This window comes from Frigoribacterium sp. SL97, assembly GCF_026625765.1.
Classification (GTDB): Bacteria; Actinomycetota; Actinomycetes; order Actinomycetales; family Microbacteriaceae; genus Frigoribacterium.
In genome coordinates, this window is record NZ_CP113062.1 from 1,225,052 (window position 1) to 1,242,839 (window position 17,788).

The 17,788-nt window shown below is 72.8% G+C and carries 16 protein-coding genes and 1 pseudogene; 6 read left to right on the forward strand and 11 right to left on the reverse strand.

Annotated elements, in window-relative coordinates:
- Positions 1-157 precede the first annotated feature (157 nt).
- The 3 genes and pseudogenes from OVA02_RS05910 to OVA02_RS05920 all read right to left on the reverse strand — a co-directional run.
- Positions 158-658: pseudogene (locus OVA02_RS05910) on the reverse strand (glycerophosphodiester phosphodiesterase); the annotation flags it as partial.
- A gap of 71 nt (positions 659-729) precedes the next feature.
- Entirely contained in the window at positions 730-2,391 is a 1,662-nt protein-coding gene (locus OVA02_RS05915) for a glycoside hydrolase family 53 protein (RefSeq protein ID WP_267659405.1), read from the reverse strand.
- Positions 2,392-2,527: 136 nt separating this feature from the next.
- Positions 2,528-4,567, reverse strand: coding sequence for a beta-galactosidase (locus OVA02_RS05920; protein ID WP_267659406.1), 2,040 nt, complete (start codon positions 4,565-4,567; stop codon positions 2,528-2,530).
- Positions 4,568-4,762: 195 nt separating this feature from the next.
- Between OVA02_RS05920 and OVA02_RS05925 the strand changes: the two genes are divergently transcribed.
- The 5 genes from OVA02_RS05925 to OVA02_RS05945 all read left to right on the forward strand — a co-directional run bounded on the left by OVA02_RS05925 (position 4,763) and on the right by OVA02_RS05945 (position 9,969).
- Positions 4,763-6,070, forward strand: a complete 1,308-nt coding sequence (locus OVA02_RS05925; RefSeq protein WP_267659407.1) for an ABC transporter substrate-binding protein — start codon at positions 4,763-4,765, stop codon at positions 6,068-6,070.
- Positions 6,071-6,151: 81 nt separating this feature from the next.
- Positions 6,152-7,162 (forward strand): carbohydrate ABC transporter permease, encoded by a 1,011-nt coding sequence (locus tag OVA02_RS05930; protein WP_173152791.1) that lies wholly within the window; start codon positions 6,152-6,154, stop codon positions 7,160-7,162.
- Positions 7,163-7,164: 2 nt separating this feature from the next.
- The gene (locus tag OVA02_RS05935; RefSeq protein ID WP_267659408.1) at positions 7,165-8,121 is read left to right on the forward strand and encodes a carbohydrate ABC transporter permease; all 957 of its coding nucleotides are present in this window, start codon (positions 7,165-7,167) and stop codon (positions 8,119-8,121) included.
- Positions 8,122-8,200: 79 nt separating this feature from the next.
- Positions 8,201-9,214, forward strand: a complete 1,014-nt coding sequence (locus tag OVA02_RS05940) for a LacI family DNA-binding transcriptional regulator (RefSeq protein ID WP_267659409.1) — start codon at positions 8,201-8,203, stop codon at positions 9,212-9,214.
- A 68-nt stretch (positions 9,215-9,282) separates the two neighbouring features.
- On the forward strand, positions 9,283-9,969 hold the full coding sequence (locus OVA02_RS05945) for an SDR family NAD(P)-dependent oxidoreductase (protein ID WP_267659410.1): 687 nt from the start codon (positions 9,283-9,285) through the stop codon (positions 9,967-9,969).
- A 21-nt stretch (positions 9,970-9,990) separates the two neighbouring features.
- Here the strand turns inward: OVA02_RS05945 and OVA02_RS05950 are convergent, their stop codons facing one another.
- From OVA02_RS05950 to OVA02_RS05980, 7 genes are all read right to left on the reverse strand, one after another.
- Entirely contained in the window at positions 9,991-10,482 is a 492-nt protein-coding gene (locus tag OVA02_RS05950) for a MarR family winged helix-turn-helix transcriptional regulator (RefSeq protein ID WP_043596034.1), read from the reverse strand.
- On the reverse strand, positions 10,455-12,128 hold the full coding sequence (locus OVA02_RS05955) for a hypothetical protein (protein WP_267659411.1): 1,674 nt from the start codon (positions 12,126-12,128) through the stop codon (positions 10,455-10,457). Before OVA02_RS05955 ends, OVA02_RS05950 begins: the two co-directional genes overlap by 28 nt.
- Before the next feature lie 44 nt (positions 12,129-12,172).
- Positions 12,173-13,057, reverse strand: a complete 885-nt coding sequence (locus OVA02_RS05960) for an ABC transporter permease (protein WP_267659412.1) — start codon at positions 13,055-13,057, stop codon at positions 12,173-12,175.
- Positions 13,044-14,039, reverse strand: a complete 996-nt coding sequence (locus tag OVA02_RS05965; RefSeq protein WP_267659684.1) for an ABC transporter ATP-binding protein — start codon at positions 14,037-14,039, stop codon at positions 13,044-13,046. The genes OVA02_RS05960 and OVA02_RS05965 overlap by 14 nt, the downstream gene beginning before the upstream one ends.
- A gap of 37 nt (positions 14,040-14,076) precedes the next feature.
- A complete protein-coding gene (locus OVA02_RS05970; protein ID WP_267659413.1) occupies positions 14,077-15,171 on the reverse strand; it encodes a LolA family protein in 1,095 nt (364 codons plus the stop codon).
- Between the two features lie 158 nt (positions 15,172-15,329).
- Entirely contained in the window at positions 15,330-15,641 is a 312-nt protein-coding gene (locus OVA02_RS05975) for an antibiotic biosynthesis monooxygenase family protein (RefSeq protein WP_267659414.1), read from the reverse strand.
- A gap of 83 nt (positions 15,642-15,724) precedes the next feature.
- The gene (locus tag OVA02_RS05980; RefSeq protein WP_056048726.1) at positions 15,725-16,207 is read right to left on the reverse strand and encodes an FBP domain-containing protein; all 483 of its coding nucleotides are present in this window, start codon (positions 16,205-16,207) and stop codon (positions 15,725-15,727) included.
- 56 nt (positions 16,208-16,263) lie between these two features.
- Here OVA02_RS05980 and OVA02_RS05985 point away from each other — a divergent pair, with 56 nt between their 5' ends.
- Entirely contained in the window at positions 16,264-17,178 is a 915-nt protein-coding gene (locus tag OVA02_RS05985; RefSeq protein WP_267659415.1) for a putative protein N(5)-glutamine methyltransferase, read from the forward strand.
- 37 nt (positions 17,179-17,215) lie between these two features.
- Here the strand turns inward: OVA02_RS05985 and OVA02_RS05990 are convergent, their stop codons facing one another.
- Complete coding sequence (locus tag OVA02_RS05990) at positions 17,216-17,695, reverse strand: hypothetical protein (RefSeq protein WP_267659416.1); 480 nt, start codon at positions 17,693-17,695, stop codon at positions 17,216-17,218.
- Positions 17,696-17,788 lie beyond the last annotated feature (93 nt).

A 17,788-nucleotide genomic window follows, 5' to 3' on the forward strand; every position in this document is an offset into this window, starting at 1 on the left:
CTTCGGAGGCGGCGAGGTCGCCCCACTCGGTCTGCGTGCAGTACCCCTTGCCGACGAGGGTCTGCGCCACCTCGGACGTCCCGAGCTGCATCCACGCGATCTCGAACAGCTCGGGGTAGAAGCGGGCGTCGACGTACTTCGGGTCGACGAACAGGGCGTGTTCCCGGCCGAACTCACGCACGATCTCGTCGAAGCGGGCGTACGGCTGGTCGGACTGCTCGGGGTCGTTCGTCTCGGCCGCCGAGATGCGGTACTGCTGCACCTCGCTCCACGTGTGGTCGGCGGGGACGAACCCGGTCGTGCCCGAGGTGCGGTCGAGGGTCTCGTCGTGCAGTCCGAACCAGACGCCGTCCGAGGTGCGGGAGAGCGACACCTCGAGTCCGTCCACCCCGGCGGCGACCGACTGCCGGTAGGCGAACATCGACATCTCGGGCCAGTCGCCGGACCCGCCGCGGTGGGCGACGGTGGAGGGCCGAGCCGCCAGGAGGGCGTCGACGGGCCGAGGAGGCGCGGCCCGGGTGACCGGCGCCTCCTCGCTCAGTCGCGCGGAACGCAACCCGAGGGCGACGGCGGCCGTCCCGAGGACGGCGACGCCGCCGACGCCGAGCAGGACCGTTCGACGGGAGAGGCGTGCCAGGGGCTCGGGCGTGCGGGGCATGTGCCCACTATGGGGGGAGACCGGGTGCCGCGCCGACCACCGCCCGCCGGATCACCCGTCGTTCGCCCGGTTCAGTCGGCCGCGTACTCATCGAGCGCGGGCAGCGGGCGACCGTCGTGGTCCCACATCGCCTGGTTCTCCCACGCGTTGCCCGAGGTCGGGTCGTCCGGGTCCCATCCGGCACCGTCGACCGCGGTCCACGCGGGTTCCCACGCGACGACGCCGATTCCGCGGCCGCCCGGGGCCGAGGCCACGACGTCCTGGATCGCACGGAAGTTCGCGGCCTGCCCCTCGGGCGTCGCGGGGTAGCCCGCGACGAGCTGCGACGGGTCGACGACGACGTTCTCCCAGAGGTGGTCGGGGTCGTCCTCGAGCGTCCAGGGGTACGACGTCTCGACGATCAGCACGTCGCGGTCGTAGCGCTCGGACAGCGTCGTGACCGCCTGCTGCATGCCCGACAGCCCGCCGTGCCAGTAGCCGTAGTACGACAGGCCGATCAGGTCGAACGGCACGCCGCGTGAGGTCGCCTCGTCGAACCACCAGGTGAGGCCGTCGACGCCGGCGTTGATGTTGGTCAGGTGCAGCACGACCTGCGTCGTGGGCGAGACCTCCTTCACCGCCGTCGCTCCGGCCGTGAGGAACATGGCCAGGTTGCTCCACTGCGCACCGCTGACGCCGTCGCTCGGGTCGACGTCCCAGGTCTGGCCCAGCGGCCAGACCATGCCGGGGTTGATCTCGTTGCCGACCTGCACGGCGTCCGCGGTGATCCCCTCGGCGGCGAGGGCGTCGAGCACGCTGCGGGTGTGGTCGTGGATCCTCGTGGCGACCTCGGGGGCGCTCAGCCCGAGCCAGGCCCTCGGCATGGTCTGGGCGCCCGGGTCGGTCCACCGGTCGCTGTAGTGGAAGTCCACGAGCAGCTGCATGCCCGCCGCCTTCACCCGCGCCGCCATCGCGACGACGTCGTCCTGGTCGTTGTAGCCGTCGGTCGGGTCGACCCAGACCTTCAGCCGCACCATGTTCGCCCCGTGGTCCGCCAGCTGCGTCACCGGGTCGGTGGGTCGACCGGCGGCGTCGAGGTAGACGGCTCCGCGATCCTCGTTGCGGGGCAGACCCGACAGGTCGGCACCCCGCACGTCGCGCGTCACCCGCCCGGGCGTGACGGTGACGTCGTCGATGCTCGCCCAGGCACCGGCCGCGCCACTCGTGGTGAACGTCGGAGTGCACTGGCGGTGCGTCACCTCGGCCGAGACCGAGAGGCGCAGCCACCCGTCGTCGGACTCGGTCGAGGGGATCACCGTCGTCGCCGCGGCGTCCGTGCTCGAGCCGGTGCCGCACCCGGTCAGCGACAGCGTGCTCGAGGCCAGGTCGCCACCGCTCTTCACCCAGGCCGAGAAGGTCCACCACCCGGGCGTCACCTTCTTGAGCTTCTGGCTGGTCGTGGCCGTGCCGGCCGTCGACAGCACGTGTGTCAGGCGCGTGGCCGAGTCGTGCCCACCCGCCTCGAGCGTCGTGGTGCCCGACCCCTTCGAGACCCAGCCCGTCGCGCCGTGCTCGAAGCCGGGGTCCTGCACGACGACGGGGCGAGGAGCCGGGCCGCCGGGCACCGCGGTCGCGGGGGCGCCCGACAGCAGGCCGGCTCCCAGGGCCGCCGTGGCGAGGGCGGCGCCGACGGCGAGACCGCGCCGGCCCCTCCGGTCGGCGGGGGGCCGGGGTGTGGTGGTGGGTCGTGTCATCGCGTCGTCCTCCTTGACGATCGGTGTGGCGGGGTGCTGCGGGGGCGGTACGGGGTTCGGGACGGTGGGGCGCAGGAGGCGCGGTGCCGGTCTCGACGCCGGCACCGCGCCTCCTGCGGTCGCCTCGCGTCGCGGCTCAGCCGCGCGGGCGGCTGACGACGCGGACCGCACCGGCGGGGACGCCCACGCGGCCGTCGACGGCGTCGCCGGTGATCAGCTCGGTGCCCTGACCGACCACGACGTCGGTCGCGGTCTCGGCGTGGTTGACCAGGAAGGTGAAGTCGACGTCGTCCCCGTGGCGCACGACGACCTCGAGCCCCTCGGGGTGGTCCACCGGCAGCGGCACTCCGGCGTCGTCGAGCACCGACCGGACGAGACCCTCGAGGTCGGCCCCGGTCGTGCGCGTCGAGACGTACCAGGCCGAGCCGTCGCCGTGGGCGTGGCGGGTGACCGCCGGACCTCCCGCCGCCGGGCCGTCGACGTAGCTCGCGACCGCCACGGCGCCCTCGAGCACGATGTCGTCGGACCAGCCCGTGCCCGTCGTGCCGTCGTCGAGGGTGACGACCTGGTCGGCGTACAGGGGCAGGAACTCGGGCACCGAGAGGCCGAGCACCTCGCGCAGGGCGCCGGGTGCGCCACCGGCGTGGACGGTGTCGTTCTCGTCGACGACGCCCGAGAAGTACGACGCGACGAAGGTGCCGCCCTTGCGGACGAACGCGCCGAGGCCGTGGGTCGTCCGCCGGTCGGCCAGGTACAGCGAGGGCGCGAGCACGAGGTCGTAGCCCGACAGGTCGTCGTGCGGGTGGCGGAAGTCCACCGTCACGCCGAGCTGCCACAGGGCGGAGTACCAGGCGACGACGCGCTCGCGGTGCTGGAGTTCGACCGACGGCCGCCATTCGAGGTCGTGGGCCCAGAAGGACTCGACGTCCCAGAGGATCGCGACCCGCGCCTCCACCCGGCTGCCGCGGACGGCCGAGAGCCGACCCAGGTCGGCGCCGAAGTCGACGACCTCGCGCCAGGTGCGGGTCGAGGTGCCGGCGTGCGGCAGCATCGCGGAGTGGAACTTCTCGGCGCCGTACCGCGACGCCCGGAACTGGAAGAACAGGATCGCGTCGGCGCCCCGGGCCAGGTGGCTCGCGGCGTTCCGGGCGAGCTCGCCGGGGCGCTTGGCGATGTTGCGCGGTTGCCAGTTGACGGCCGAGGTCGAGTGCTCCATCAGCATCCACGGGGCACCGCCGGCGAGCGAACGGGTGAGGTCGGCGTCCATGGCGAGCAGCACGTGGTTGTCGCGGCGCTCGGCCACGAGGTAGTGGTCGTTCGCGACGACGTCGACCTCGCGGGCCCACCTCCAGTAGTCGATGGAGGGGCAGTTCGTGGCCATGAAGTTCGTGGTGACCGGGAGGTGCGGCGCGTGTCGTTTGATCGCGTCGCGTTCGGCGGTGAAGCAGGCCAGCAGGGCGTCGGAGGTGAAGCGGGCGAAGTCGAGGCGCGAGGTCTGGTTCACGACCGTGGCCGAGGTGCGTGGGGCGTCGATCTCGTCCCACTCGCCGTAGGTCTGGCCCCAGAAGCGGGTGCCCCAGGCCTCGTTGAGCGCGTCGAGGGTGACGTACTTCTCCTCGAGCCAGGTGCGGAAGGCGAGCACCGAGTGGGGGCCGTAGTCCTCGCTGATCGGGGCGCCGTACTCGTTGTGGACGTGCCAGAGCACGACCGCGGGGTGGTTCGCGTAGCGCTCGGCCAGTCGCTCGGTGATCGCGAGGGCCGCCCGGCGGTAGTCGGGGCTGCTCGGGCTGACCATGCCGCGGGAGCCGCGGCCCAGGGTGACGCCGTCCCGCGTGACCGGGTGGGAATCGGGGTAGGCCTTCCAGAACCAGGCCGGCGGGACCGTCGTCGGGGTGGCCAGGTCGACGTCGATGTCGGCGTCGTGCAGCAGGCCCAGGATGTCGTCGAGGAAGCCGAAGTCGTACTCGCCCTCGCGGGGTTCGAGCAGGGCCCACGAGAAGATGCCGACGCTGACCAGGTTGACGCCCGCCTGCTTCATCAGGGCGATGTCCTCGAGCCAGACCTCGCGCGGCCACTGTTCGGGGTTGTAGTCGCCGCCGTAGCGCAGGTCGGCTCGGCCGGGCAGCCAGGTCGTGGTGGCCTGGGGCGTGGGTCGGGCGTCGAGCTCGAGTGACATGCGGTGATCTCCTTTGACTGTGTGCGCTCCCAGTTGTAACACACCGATATCGAGCGGCGAAAGGGCCCGTAACGGTGTTGACAAGCGAAAACCGCTGTGCGTAACTGTAACCGCTCACAGGCACAGCGACGTGGTTCTCCGAAGCACGCGCTGTCCCGCCCCCACCACAGCTCTTGCTTTCCTCAAGGAGGACGAATGCGCAGCTCATTCCACCGTCTCGGTGTCGCCATGGTCGCGACCGCCGCCCTACTGCTCACCGCCGGGTGCTCCGGCGCCGGGGGAGGCGCGGCCGACGACGGTCCCGTCGAGCTCAGCTACTGGGCCTGGGCCCCGAACCTCGACAAGGTCGTCGACCTCTGGAACCAGGACAACCCCGACATCCAGGTCACCGTCAACAAACAGGACGGCGGAGACCCGGCCATCACCAAGCTGCTCACCGCCATCAAGGCCGGGAGCGGCGCACCGGACCTGATCCAGGCCGAGTACCAGAAGATCCCGACGCTCGTGTCCTCGGACGCGCTCGCCGACATCTCCGACCAGGGCGCCGCCGACCTCGAAGGCGACTTCTCGGAGGGCACCTGGTCGTCGGTGACCCTCGGCGGTGACGGCGTCTACGCCATCCCGCAGGACTCCGGCCCGATGATGGCGTACTACCGCACCGACGTCCTCGACCAGTACGGCCTGAGCGTCCCCACCACGTGGGACGAGTACGCCGACGTCGCCACCAAGCTCCACGCCGCGGACCCGACGAAGTACCTCGGCACCTTCTCGGCCAACGACGCCGGCTGGTTCGCCGGCCTCACGCAGCAGGCCGGGGCCTCGTGGTGGTCGATCGACGGCGACAGCTGGGGCGTCGACATCGACGGCGGCCCGGCGGAGAAGGTCGCCTCGTACTGGGGCGGGCTCGTCGAGAGCGGAGCGATCGACAACAAGCCGATGTACACGCCCGAGTGGAACGCCGGTCTGAACGACGGCAGCCAGGTCGGCTGGATCAGCTCGGTCTGGGCGCCGGGCGTGCTGGGCGGCAACGCCCCCGACACCGCCGGCAAGTGGACCGCGGCCCCGATGCCGCAGTGGGACGCCTCGAAGCCGGCGGACGGCAACTGGGGCGGCTCGACCACGGCCGTGACGACCCAGTCCGAGCACAAGGAGGCGGCGGTCGAGTTCGCGACGTGGCTCAACACCGACCCCACGGCCGTGGCGGCGCTCGCCGACATCGCCGGCGTCTACCCGGCGGCCACCGACGCGGCCTCGGACGCGCTGACCACCAGCCCCGAGTTCTTCAGCCAGCAGGACGACTTCTACGACATCGCCGCCGAGGCGTCCGAGTCGGTGCAGCCGTTCACCTACGGCCCGAACGTCAACGTGGCCTTCAGCGCCTACAACGACGAGTTCGCCAAGGCGGCCGACGCCAAGACGCAGGCGGCCTTCGAGGACGCGGTCGCGGCCATGCAGAAGATCACCGTCGACGACCTGACCAAGAGTGGCTTCTCGGTCAAGTAGCGACATCGGGCGGGGCGGTCGGGGTCACCCCGCCCGCCCCGTCACCCCTCCGTCACACCCGTCTCGACCCAAGGACACGGCATGGCCGACACCCTCACCCCCCTCAGCCCGCGAACCGACGGGTCCGGCCCTCCGCGGTCGTCGGCCGGTCGCGAGGCGCCCCGCCCGGCGACCCGCAAGGGCAACGGCAGCTTCCGCACGCGGGTGCTGACCCCCTACGCCATGTTGGCCCCCGGAATCGTGCTGTTCGTGCTGTTCATGGCGGCGCCCATCGTCTACACGCTGTTCCTCAGCTTCCAGAAGAAACAGGTCGTCGGCCTGGGGCTCGGCTCGGGCGGCGAGAGCCAGGTGTTCGCCGGGTTCGAGAACTACGTCGGTTCGCTGACCGACCCCGAGTTCGCCTCCAGCGTGGGTCGCGTCCTGCTCTACGGCGTCGTGCTGATCCCGTGCATGCTCGGCCTCGCGTTGCTCTTCGCCCTGCTGCTCGACTCGAAGCGCACGCGGGCCACCGCCTTCTCGCGGGTCTCCATCTTCCTGCCCTACGCGGTGCCCGCCGTGATCAGCTCGCTGCTCTGGGGCTTCCTCTACCTCCCGGCCGTGAGCCCCTTCTACTACGTGTTCGACCGGCTCGGCTGGGACGTCGACGGGGTGCTCGGCTCGGGAACCGTGCTGTTCGCGATCGCCAACATCGCCCTCTGGGGCGGTGTCGGCTTCAACATGATCGTCATCTACACCTCGCTCAAGGCCGTGCCGACCGACGTCTACGAGGCCGCCCGCCTCGACGGTGCCAGCGAGGTGCAGATCGCCCTGCGCATCAAGATCCCCATGGTCGCGCCGGCGCTCGTCATGACCGCGCTGTTCTCGATGGTGGCCACCCTGCAGGTGTTCGCCGAGCCGACCACCCTCCGTCCGCTCACGAACAGCCTGTCGACCAGCTGGTCACCGCTCATGCTCGTCTACCGCGACGCCTTCACCCGCGACGACATCTACTCGGCGGCGGCGACCTCGGTCGTCATCGCGCTCGCCACCTTCATCGTCAGCTTCTTCTTCCTCCGGGTCGTCCAGAAGCGCGCATTCGGCCAGGAGGACTGACCATGACCACCATCGACCTCGACGGCTCCCGAGACGCCACGGCCCCGGTGCCCGACCCGACCCGCGCCTCCTCGACGAACCGTCGTCCCTCGGGCAGGGTGCCGCGCGACCCGGCCGCACCGCGCCTGCACGCCGAACGGCCGAGCGTCGTCTCGACGGTGCTGCTGCTGATCGGCGCCGTCTACTGCCTGTTCCCGGTGCTCTGGGTCGTCATGGCCTCGACCAAGGACGGCGGCGAGCTCTTCTCGACCTTCACCCTGGCGCCGAGCGGTCACCTGCTCGACAACGTCGTCGCCCTGACGCAGTACCGCGACGGGCTGTTCTGGCGATGGATGCTCAACACGGCCCTCTACGCCGGCATCGGCGCGATCGCCTCGACCTTCGTCTCGGCGCTCTCGGGCTACGTGCTCGCGAAGTTCGAGTTCCCGGGCAAGAAGGTCGTCTTCAACGTGCTGCTGATGGGCGTGCTCGTGCCCGGCGTCATCCTGGCGATCCCGCAGTACTTCCTGCTCGCGAACGTCGGCCTGACCAACACCTTCTGGGGCGTGCTGCTGCCGCAGATCATCAGCCCCTACGGCATCTACCTCGCCCGCATCTACGCCGCGGCCGCCGTGCCCACCGACGTGATCGAGGCCGCGCGCACCGAGGGGGCCCGCGAGATGGGCATCTTCTCGAGGATCGCCGTGCCGATGCTGCTGCCCGGGCTCGTGACGATCTTCCTGTTCCAGTTCGTCGCCATCTGGAACAACTTCATGCTGCCGTACATCATGCTCGGCGACGACGCGCTGTTCCCGCTCACGGTGGGACTCAACGGGCTGCTCAACCAGGGGGCCTCGGCGCCGGCGTTGTACACGCTCGTCATCACGGGTGCCCTGCTCTCGGTCATCCCGCTGATCGCGATCTTCCTCGTGCTGCAGCGCTTCTGGAAGGTCGACCTCGCGGCCGGCGCGGTCAAGTAGTGCGGCCTCGACGACCGGTCGTGCCGGCGGGGCGGAGCGCGCCGCCGGCCCGGCGGTCGCCGCACCCTATGCTGGCCGCGTGAGCAGCACGACCGGCCGCGGCCGACCGACCATCGACGACGTCGCGACCGCCGCCGGCGTCTCGCGGGGCACGGTGTCGCGGGCCCTGAACGGCGGCCGGTGGGTCAGTCCCGAGGCCAAGACCGCGGTCGACGCCGCCATCAAGGCCACCGGGTACCGCGTCAACCCGCACGCGCGCAGCCTCGCGACGAACCGCACCGGCTCGGTCGCCTTCCTGCTCACCGAGGACCACGAACAGCTCTTCGAGGACCCGAACTTCTCCATCCTGCTGAGGGGGGCGGCCTCGGCGCTCGCCGAGCGCGACGTCTCGCTCGTGCTGATCATGGCCGGGTCGCCTGCCGAACAGCAGCGGGCGTTGGCCTACATCGGGGCCGGGCACGTCGACGGCGTCCTGCTCGTCTCGGCGCACAGCGGCGGAAGGCTGCTCGCCGACGTGGTCGAGTCGGGGGTCCCCGCGATCGCCTGCGGCATCCCGATCGGCCACGAGAAGAAGATGGGGTGGGTGGCCGCCGACGACCGCGAGGGCGCGCGCGAGATGGTCGCGTACCTCCGCGGCCTGGGGCGCAGGCACATCGCCACGATCGCCGGCCCCGCCGACACCCCCGGCGGCATCACCCGCCTCGAGGGCTACCGGGCCGAGCTGGGCGACGACGCCGACGACGCGCTCGTGCGCCACGGCGACTACGGGCGTGAGAGCGGCCGCGTCGTGATGGAGTCCCTGCTCGCCGAACGGCCGGACCTCGACGCCGTCTTCGCCGCCACCGACCGCATGGCCGCCGGGGCGATCGACGCCCTGACGGCCGCGGGGCGGCTCGTGCCGGACGACGTCGCGGTCGCGGGCTTCGACGACTCGAGCGTCGCGACCGCGACGTCGCCGGCCCTCACGACCATGCGTCAACCGTTCGACCGCATCAGCAGCGAGATGGTGCGCCTGCTCCTGCAGGTCATCGACGGCGAGAAGCCGGCCGCCATGACGTTGCCGACCGAGCTGGTGGTGCGCGCGTCCGCGTGACGCGACCCGCGCCTCCTGCGGTCCCTCGCCCCGGCGTCCCACCGGGACGCGCGCGTAGGGTCGGCGGCATGACCGATCTCGACGGAGCCGTGGTGCTCGTGGCCGGTGCGTCCGGCGGACTGGGGCAGCGTCTCGCGGCGATGCTCGAAGACGAGGGGGCCGTCGTCGTCCGCGCGGCCCGACGACCCGAGTCGCTCTCGGGCCCCGGCGCCTACCTCGCCGACCTGCGTGACCGGTCGGGAGGCGCGGCGCTGGTCCGGTCGGCGCTCGACGAGCACGGACGCCTCGACGGCGTCGTGGTCGCCGCGGGCGTCGTCGCGTTCGGAGCGGCGAAGGACCTCGACGACGACACGCTCGACGAACTCGTCGAGACGAACGCTCTCGGACCCATCCGTCTGGTGCGTGCCGCGCACGCCGCCCTCGCGGAGTCCGCGGCGGCCGGTCGCGAACCCTTCGTCGTGACGATCAGCGGCGTCGTGTCCGAGGCCGCGACCGTGGGGATGGCCGCCTACTCGGCGTCCAAGGCGGCCCTGGCGTCCTTCGCGTCGGCCGCCGGACGCGAGTACCGGCGAGACGGCATCCGCATGCTCGACGCGCGCCCGGGGCACACCGACACCGGCCTCGCCACGCGGGCGGTCGCCGGGAAGGCGCCGACGTTCGGCGCGGCCCTCGACCCCGACGCGGTGGCCGAGCGGATCGTGCGGGCGATCGTCGACGGCGAGAAGGATCTGCCGAGCTCGGCGTTCTCGAGCTGACTCCCGACCGGCCCGACGCCGTCAGCTGAACTCGTCGCCGACGAGCCGCAGCAGGTCGGCGAGCTGGGCCTGCTGGGCGGGTGACAGCGAGTGCAGCCGTGCGCTCTCGGCGTCGACCAGACTCAGCATGGCGGCGTCGACCCGCGCGATGCCGTCCTCGGTCACGCGCACCAGCACACCGCGGCCGTCGCTCGGGTCGCCGTGGCGTTCGACGAGGCCGCGCTCGACCAGACGGTCGAGTCGGTTCGTCATGGTACCGCTCGTGACCATGGTCGCCGTGACGAGGTGCTTCGGGCTGAGCTGGAAGGGGTCGCCGGCCCGACGGAGGGCCGAGAGCACGTCGAACTCCCAGATCTCGAGGCCCGCATGGGCGAACGCCTCGCTGCGGATCCGGTCGAGGCGCCGCGACAGGCGGCGGAGGCGCGAGAAGACGTCGAGGGGTGCGAAGTCGATGTCGGGGCGCTCGCGGGCCCAGGCGTCGATGATCAGGTCGACTTCGTCGTTCGTGGCCACGGTGCTGCGTTCCCATCGGTCGGTTTCGGACTCCTCATCTTCGTCCACCTGCCGGTGAATCGTCCGCACGGGTCGCCGGGGCGACCCGGGTGGTGGGCTACTGGTACGTCACGAGGTCGGGCGTCGGCGACACGTCGGCCATGGTCTGCTCGGGCGAGAGCATCGGGGCGTCCTCGTCGTAGAAGTTCTTCCAGCCCCAGGCGACCCCGGCCGGAGCGCCGTCGTGCAGCGTGCGCCAGGTCGCCTGCTTGTCGGGCTGCGAGCCCTGACCGTCGGCGTGGATCACGCATGGCCAGCTCGGGCCGCGACGTGTCGATCGACGCCCGGTCGCGCAGCATGTCGAGTCGGAACTGGTGCAGCACGAACATCTTCGGCGGCAGACCCTTCGAGGCCACGAGGTCGGCCAGCCAGGTCGACACGGCGTTCACCTCGCCCGCCTCGACCCCGCCGATCTGGCGCAACGGCACCTGGTCGGCCTCGAGGCGCCATTCGGGGTCGAGGGCCAAGCCGACGTTCGGCCGCGACAGCAGAGACTCGTAGCGCTTCGCCTGGCTGAGGAAGTCCGCCCGACCCGGCTGCAGGTCGATCACCACGTACTGCCCCGCGGCGACGGCCGCGTCCACGTAGGGCTCGATGCTCTCGACCGACAGCTCGTTCGAGTAGTCGCCGTCGTCCCCGGCGGCACCGGCGGCGACCGTCGCGATGACCTCGAGCATCGGCACCACGGGACGGTCGCTCGCCGCGTCATAGCTCGCCGCGACGTCGGCGGCACGCTGCACGGTCGCGGCGACGTCCTGCTCGCCGAGGACGCCGAGCGCCCCGATGCCGGGCGCGCCGTAGAGCGCCACGAACCGCCGGTCCGGGAAGAACCGTTGGCCGCCGCCGGGCAGCTGTGCCCCGGACCGGGCCGCCGCGACCGACCACGCGGCGTCGCGCACGGTCGAGAAGGACGAGCCGATCAGGACGGTGTCGGTCGTCGTCGAGGCGTGCAGCGCGTCGATCGCCTCACCGGAGGCCTGAAGGTCGACGACCCCCTCGGGCAGGGCCTGGACCTCGGCACCCGCGGCCCGGGCTGTGGCCGTGGCCGCGACGTCCTCGGCTCCGGCCACGACGGCGAGGACGTCGTCCAGGGGCGTCGCCGGGTCGGGCACGTCGACCGAGGAGGCGCGGCTCGCGATCTCGACGCCCGCCCCGTCGATCGCGCCCACGTCGCCGACCGCCAGCACGGTCTCTACGCCGAGCCGGTCGAGCTCGGCCGCCAGGACGGACGGCCCGGTCGTGGGGCTGTCGCTCGACGGGCCGGCGGACGGCGACGCCGTCGGCGCCCCCGCCGGGGCGAGCAGCAGGGGCACGCCCAGTCGCTCCGCCTCGTCGGCCGCCTCCGCCTGGCCCGCCGCGTCCCCGTCCGCTGCGACGACCGCGACCGGCTGGCCTTGACGGCCCTCTCTCGGGGCGGTGGCGCCGCCGACCACCGTGACCCGCGCCTCCTGCTGGTGGGTGACGAGGGCCGTGCGCCCGTCGGCGTCGTCGGTCGACGTGGACGTGCAGCCGGTCGCGGCGAGCAGGGCCACGGTGGCGAGCGACGCCGCCACGGTCAGGCGGAACGGGCGGGAGGGGACGCGGGATCGGCGGGTACGGGAAAGCACCGATCCACGGTAACCGCGACCGCCGACACGGGCGCGCCGACGGCTCAGCTCAGGACGTCCTTCGTGGTGAACCGGCCGAGCGCCAGGGCACCGAAGACCACGACGTAGCCGGCCTGCAGCAGGGCGTTGGCGCCGAACGAGTCCCACGAGACCGGGTCGCGCATGAGGTCGGCGAATCCCAGCCAGTGGTGCGTGAACAGCCAGGGGTCCAGGACGTCCAGTTGCGGCAGCGCATCGACGATCTGGGCGACGGTCGAGAGCACGATCGTGGCCGCCATGGCCCCGACGGGCACGCTCGTCAGCGTCGAGGCGAACAGGCCGATGGCGCTCAGGCCGAGCAACGACATCGTGACGTAGAGCGCCATCAGCAGCAGCCTCAGGGCGTACTCGCCCAGGCCGATCGTCTGCCCGGAGAGCAGGGTGACCGGCCCGACCGGGAACAGCGCGGCCCCGGCGATCGCCCCGAACACGACCACCACGAGCGTGGCGGCGAGGCAGAACGCCGCGGCCGCCGTGAACTTGACGAGCAGGAGGCGCACCCGGCCCACCGGCGTCACCAGCAGGTACCGCAGGGTGCCGAGGCTCGCCTCGCCCGCGATCGTGTCGCCGGCGACGACGCCGACGGTCAGCGGGAGGAAGAGCGGGATCGCCACCGTGAGGGCGGTGAGCGAGACGAAGAGGCCGTTCTGGGTGATGTCGCCGAGGAAGGCGGGCCCGCGACCACCGCCGCCGTCGGACGACGTGACGCGCACGGCGACCGCGAGCAGCACCGGGATGAGGGCCAGCGCGGCGAGCAGTGCGATCGTGCGGACGCGGCGGAAGAGCACCGCCAGCTCGCTGCCCAGCAGGCCGAGGCCCAGCGCGCTCCGGGGGCGGTCGACGGCGGGGGCGGCGTCGGGACGCGCGCCCGCGGCCTCAGCCGGCGACATCGAAGCCCTCCCCGGTCAGGTCGACGAACCGGTCCTCGAGGCTGGCACCGGCCACCTCGAACCCGCGGACGCGCACGTCCGCGGCGACGAGCGCCGCGACGATCGACTCGGGCGAGAGCCCGTCGACCGCGAGCTCGGCCTCGACGCCGACCGCACCACCCGCGGTCGCGGGCGTCGCGTCGGGCCGTGCCCGCGCCTCGGGGGAGAGCCCCAGGCGGACGAGCACGTCGCGGGCGGCGTCCGGATCGGGCGTGAGCAGGCGGACCCGGTGCGTGCCGAGCGCGCGCAGGTCGTCGAGCGTGCCCTGGGTCAGCAGCCGCCCGGCGCTCATCACGCCGATGTGCGTGCACATCTGCTCGACCTCGCTGAGCAGGTGGCTCGAGACGAAGACGGTCGTGCCCTCGTCGGCCAGGGAACGGATGAGGGTGCGGACCTCGCGCGTGCCCTGCGGGTCGAGGCCGTTGCTGGGCTCGTCGAGCACCAGCAGGTCCCGCGGCATCAGCAGGGCGTTCGCGATGCCGAGGCGCTGCTTCATGCCGAGCGAGTAGGCGTGGGCCTTCTTCGACGCCGCGTGACCGAGGCCGACGCGGTCGAGGGCGGCGTCGACCCGGGCGCGTCTCGTCGAGGCCGGGGCCGAGCGGTCGCCCGAGTCGAGGCGGTGCAGGTTCGCCCGTCCCGACAGGAACGGGTAGAACGCCGGACCCTCGACCAGGGCGCCGACGCGGGGGAGGACGCGGCGCAGGTCGTCCGGCATCGACCCGCCGAGCACCCTGATGTCGCCGCTCGACGCCGAGGTGAGCCCCAGAAGCATGCGGATCGTGCTGGTCTTGCCCGAGCCGTTCGGACCGAGGAACCCGTAGACGCTGCCGTGCGGCACCGCGAGGTCGACTCCGTCGACGGCGCGCTGGCGTCCGAACTGCTTCGTCAGGCCCGTCGTCTCGACGGCGAACGCCCCTCGGGGTGCGTCGCCGACGGCGGGCACCCGGGCGGCGGGGGTGTCGAGGCTCACCGGCCGGAGGTCACTGCCCGGCCACGGCGGCCTGCAGGGTCGAGGCGTCGACCGCCCCGGCGAACACCCGACCGTCGTCGGTCAGCAGGACGGACACCAGCGACGTCTCGAGCACCCGGCCGCCGTCGACCTTCGTGGTCAGCTGGTCGAGCAGACCCTGGGCGTCGGCATCGATCGACGAGGTGCCGTCGGTCGACCCGGCAGCCGGGGTGACCCCGACGATCGTGCTCCAGCCGGAGCCGATGACGGCCTTCTCGGCGTGCGCCGCGTCACCGTGCGACCGTCCGGAGGCGCCGGTCGGCACGGTCACGTCGGTCACGGTCGCGTCCGCCGGGGGAGTGAACGCGAAGACGGACGCCGCGGGGGCGCCGAAGTCGACCGAGGTGAAGCCGGCCGACAGCGCCGGATCGCTCTGCCCCTTCGCGGCGACGACCACCTTGAGTGGGACGCCGGTCTCGGCGTCGACGGTGAGGGTCGCGCTCGCGACGAGCGTCGAGGAGTCCTTCGGGGTCAGGACCAGCTGGTACGCGTCGCGTCCGGCCACCCTCACGTCGGAGTCGGCCGTGACGGTCGTCGTGGGCTCGACCGACGACAGGACGAGGTCGGCCAGTTCGGCGGGCGTCTGCGGCACGGCGGTGCCGTCGGGGAGGGCGCTCGGCGTCGGGGTGCTCCCCTGGTCGGGCAGCGTCGCGTGCGTCGCTTCCTTCGTCTTCGAGTCGTAGGCCCACACGCTCGACCCGACACGGATGACGTCCCGCTCGGCGAGCTGGTCGATCACCTGGATGCGCTGCTTCGTGGCGCCGTCGGCGTAGACCTTGGCCGTGTGGCTGCCGGTCAGCAGTTCGAGGGCACCGGCGGCGTCGGACGACGATCCGCCGCCCGTGGCCTGGGCCGACACGTCGGGCAGCCCGAGGTCGGAGGTCTGCTCGACCGTGCCCGAGTAGGACGCTCCCGAACTCGAGGCGGCGAGGGCCAGCACCTGCTGCGGCGTCTTGTCGGGCAGGTCGACGTCCGCCGTGGCCGAGACGGCGGGGACCACGATGCTCGCGGCGATGACGGCCACGGGGACGGCGGCGGCGGTGGCCCAGCGGGTGGACTTCTTCATGACGATCGCGACCTCTCACGCCGGGCCCCGAGCGGGTCGGCGATTGGGCAGGAGACTACGCGCGAAGCCTGGAGATCGCTGTCATCCTCGCCCCCGGTCGCTCGACGTCGAACGAGCCGTGCCGACGCCGGCCGGACGCCCCGGCGCGACCGTCCCGGTCAGAGGTCGACGACCTCGAACTCGAGCAGGTCGGCACCCGTCGCGACGGGCCCGCGCGGGGCGTCGCCGGATGCGCCGGGGCGGGCGTGGGCGGCCTTGGCGCCGTCGGCCGACCAGGCCGCGAAGTCCTCTTCGCTGCGCCAGGTCGTCACGACGAAGTAGCGGTCCTCGCCCTTGACGGGACGCAGCAGCTGGAACCCCTCGAACCCCTCCGCCCCGTCGACCGAGTGCTTGCGGGCGGCGAAGCGCTTCTCGAGCTCGGAGCCGGAGCCCTCGGGGACGTGGATGGCGTTGATCTTGACGACGGACACGACGGTGCCTTTCGGTGGTGACGGGAGGGGGAGCGGGTGGGGGACGACGGGAGGCGCGGTGCGGTCGGCGGGACGGCCGCGCGTCAGGCGGTCTTCATGACGTTGGCCGTGAAGCCCTGCACCCGTTCGGCGAGTCCGGCCGAGCGGCGGGCGATCTGCTCGGGCGGGTTGAGGTGCGGGGGAGCGACCCGGATCAGCAGCGAGCAGGCGAGGTCTTCACAGATGTAGGTGCCGAGCGTGTTGCCGTTGAGCCCGGCCTCGCCGGCCTTGGGGGCGGTGAAGAGGCGTACCTGCGTGGCCGGCTGGGGTGAGTGGCAGAGCGAGCACATGGCGGCGATGCCGGGGCGCAGCGAACTGCTCGACGACCGGACGACGAGTCCGACGGGTCGGCCGTCCATCCAGTGGACGATGTAGCCGCGGTGATGGGCCTGCGGATCGCGCCAGCCGAGGAACTCGCGTTCCTCCCAGAGCATCTCGTGCAGTCCGGGGATCGGCAGGCGGTCGAGGTCGCCCGGCAGGGCGTTGACGAACGACTCGCGGATGTCGGTCTCGGTCAGCGGCTTCATGTTCTCCCTCGTGCCGTCGGGTCTCGTCAGCCTACGCGTCGGTCTAGCGTGGGCGCGTGACGATCCCGGAGGCCGACCGCGAGCTGATCGTCGCGCGTCGCCTCCGAGCCGCGGGCTGCGTCTTCGCCGAGGACGAGGCGCGCCTGCTGGTGGCCGCCGCCGACGCCGGAACCCGGCCCGCCGCCGGAACCCGGCCCGCCGCCGGAACCCGGCCCGTCGCCGGAACCCGGCCCGAGGCCGATGCCGACGCGCCCGACGCCGACGCGCTCGAGTTGATGGTCGCCGACCGCGTCGCCGGACGACCGCTCGAGCAGATCCTCGGCTGGGCGGAGTTCGCGGGGCGGCGGATCGTCGTCGAGCCGGGCGTCTTCGTGCCCCGCCGCCGGACCGAGTTGGTCCTGGGGCAGGCCTCCGCGGCGCTCGTGGACGATGCGGCACCCGTGGACGAGGGCGACGGTCCGGCGACCCGTTCCCCCGCCGTGCTCGAGCTCTGCTGCGGCGCCGCCGCCGTCGCGACCGTGCTCGCCGCCGAGCACCCCGGTCTCGACCTCTGGGCCACCGACCTCGACCCGGCCGCCGTGCACTGCGCCCGTCGCAACCTCGACGGGAGGGGGACCGTCGTCCGGGGAGACCTGTTCGACGGGCTGCCCCCGTCGCTGCGCGGCCGGTTCCGGGTGATCGCGGCGAATGCGCCCTACGTGCCGACCGGGGCGATCTCGTCCCTGCCGCCCGAGGCGCGCCTCCACGAGTCGTCGCTCGCCCTCGACGGCGGGGCCGACGGGCTCGACCTCCACCGACGGATCGCCGCCGAGGTCGGCGAGTGGCTGGCACCGGGCGGTACCCTCGTCCTCGAGACGAGCGAGCGTCAGGCTCCCGACACGCAGGAGGCGCTGGTCGCCGCGGGCCTGCGGGCCCGGGTCGTGCGCGACGACGAGATCGACGGCACGGTCGTCGTCGCCGTCGCGCGGTGAGGCGGTCGGCCCCCGGCGCGGTGGTCCGTGACCGGACTCAGACGTCGGCCGGGGTGACGGAGTCGACGACCGGGGCGTCGGGGGTGCCCGAGATCTGGCAGGTCCACTCCGTCGCGGGGCGGCCGTCGGCGAGGTGGCCCATCGTGACGGTGGCCACCGCGCCCGTGGCGCTGTCGCGGACGTCGTCGGCCTCGTAGGCCCACACGTCGCCGAGGTACGGCAGGTCGGTGTACTGCTGACCGATCGCCGTGACGCACGCGTGCCAGGCAGGAGGCGCCTCCTGGGCCTGGGCCGTGGCGGGGGCGGGCGGCTCGGTCGTCGGGAGCGCGGTGGCGTCGGGCAGGGCCGTCGCGTCGTCCGAGACCGTGGGCGTGGGCGTCCGCGACGCCGCGGCCGTCGGGCCCGGGGACGAGGCCGGCGCGCCCCCGGCGCACCCGGACACGAGCAGCACGAGGGCCAGGCCCGTGACGGCGAGGGCCGGGGCGGTTCGGGGGGACGGGCGGAGGCTGCGGGGCACGAGGGCTCCTCGAGGTGGGTGCGACACGGCGGGGTGTTGCACAGGGTAGCGAGTGGCCGGGCCGCCCACCACGCGCGACGCTGAGCCGACACG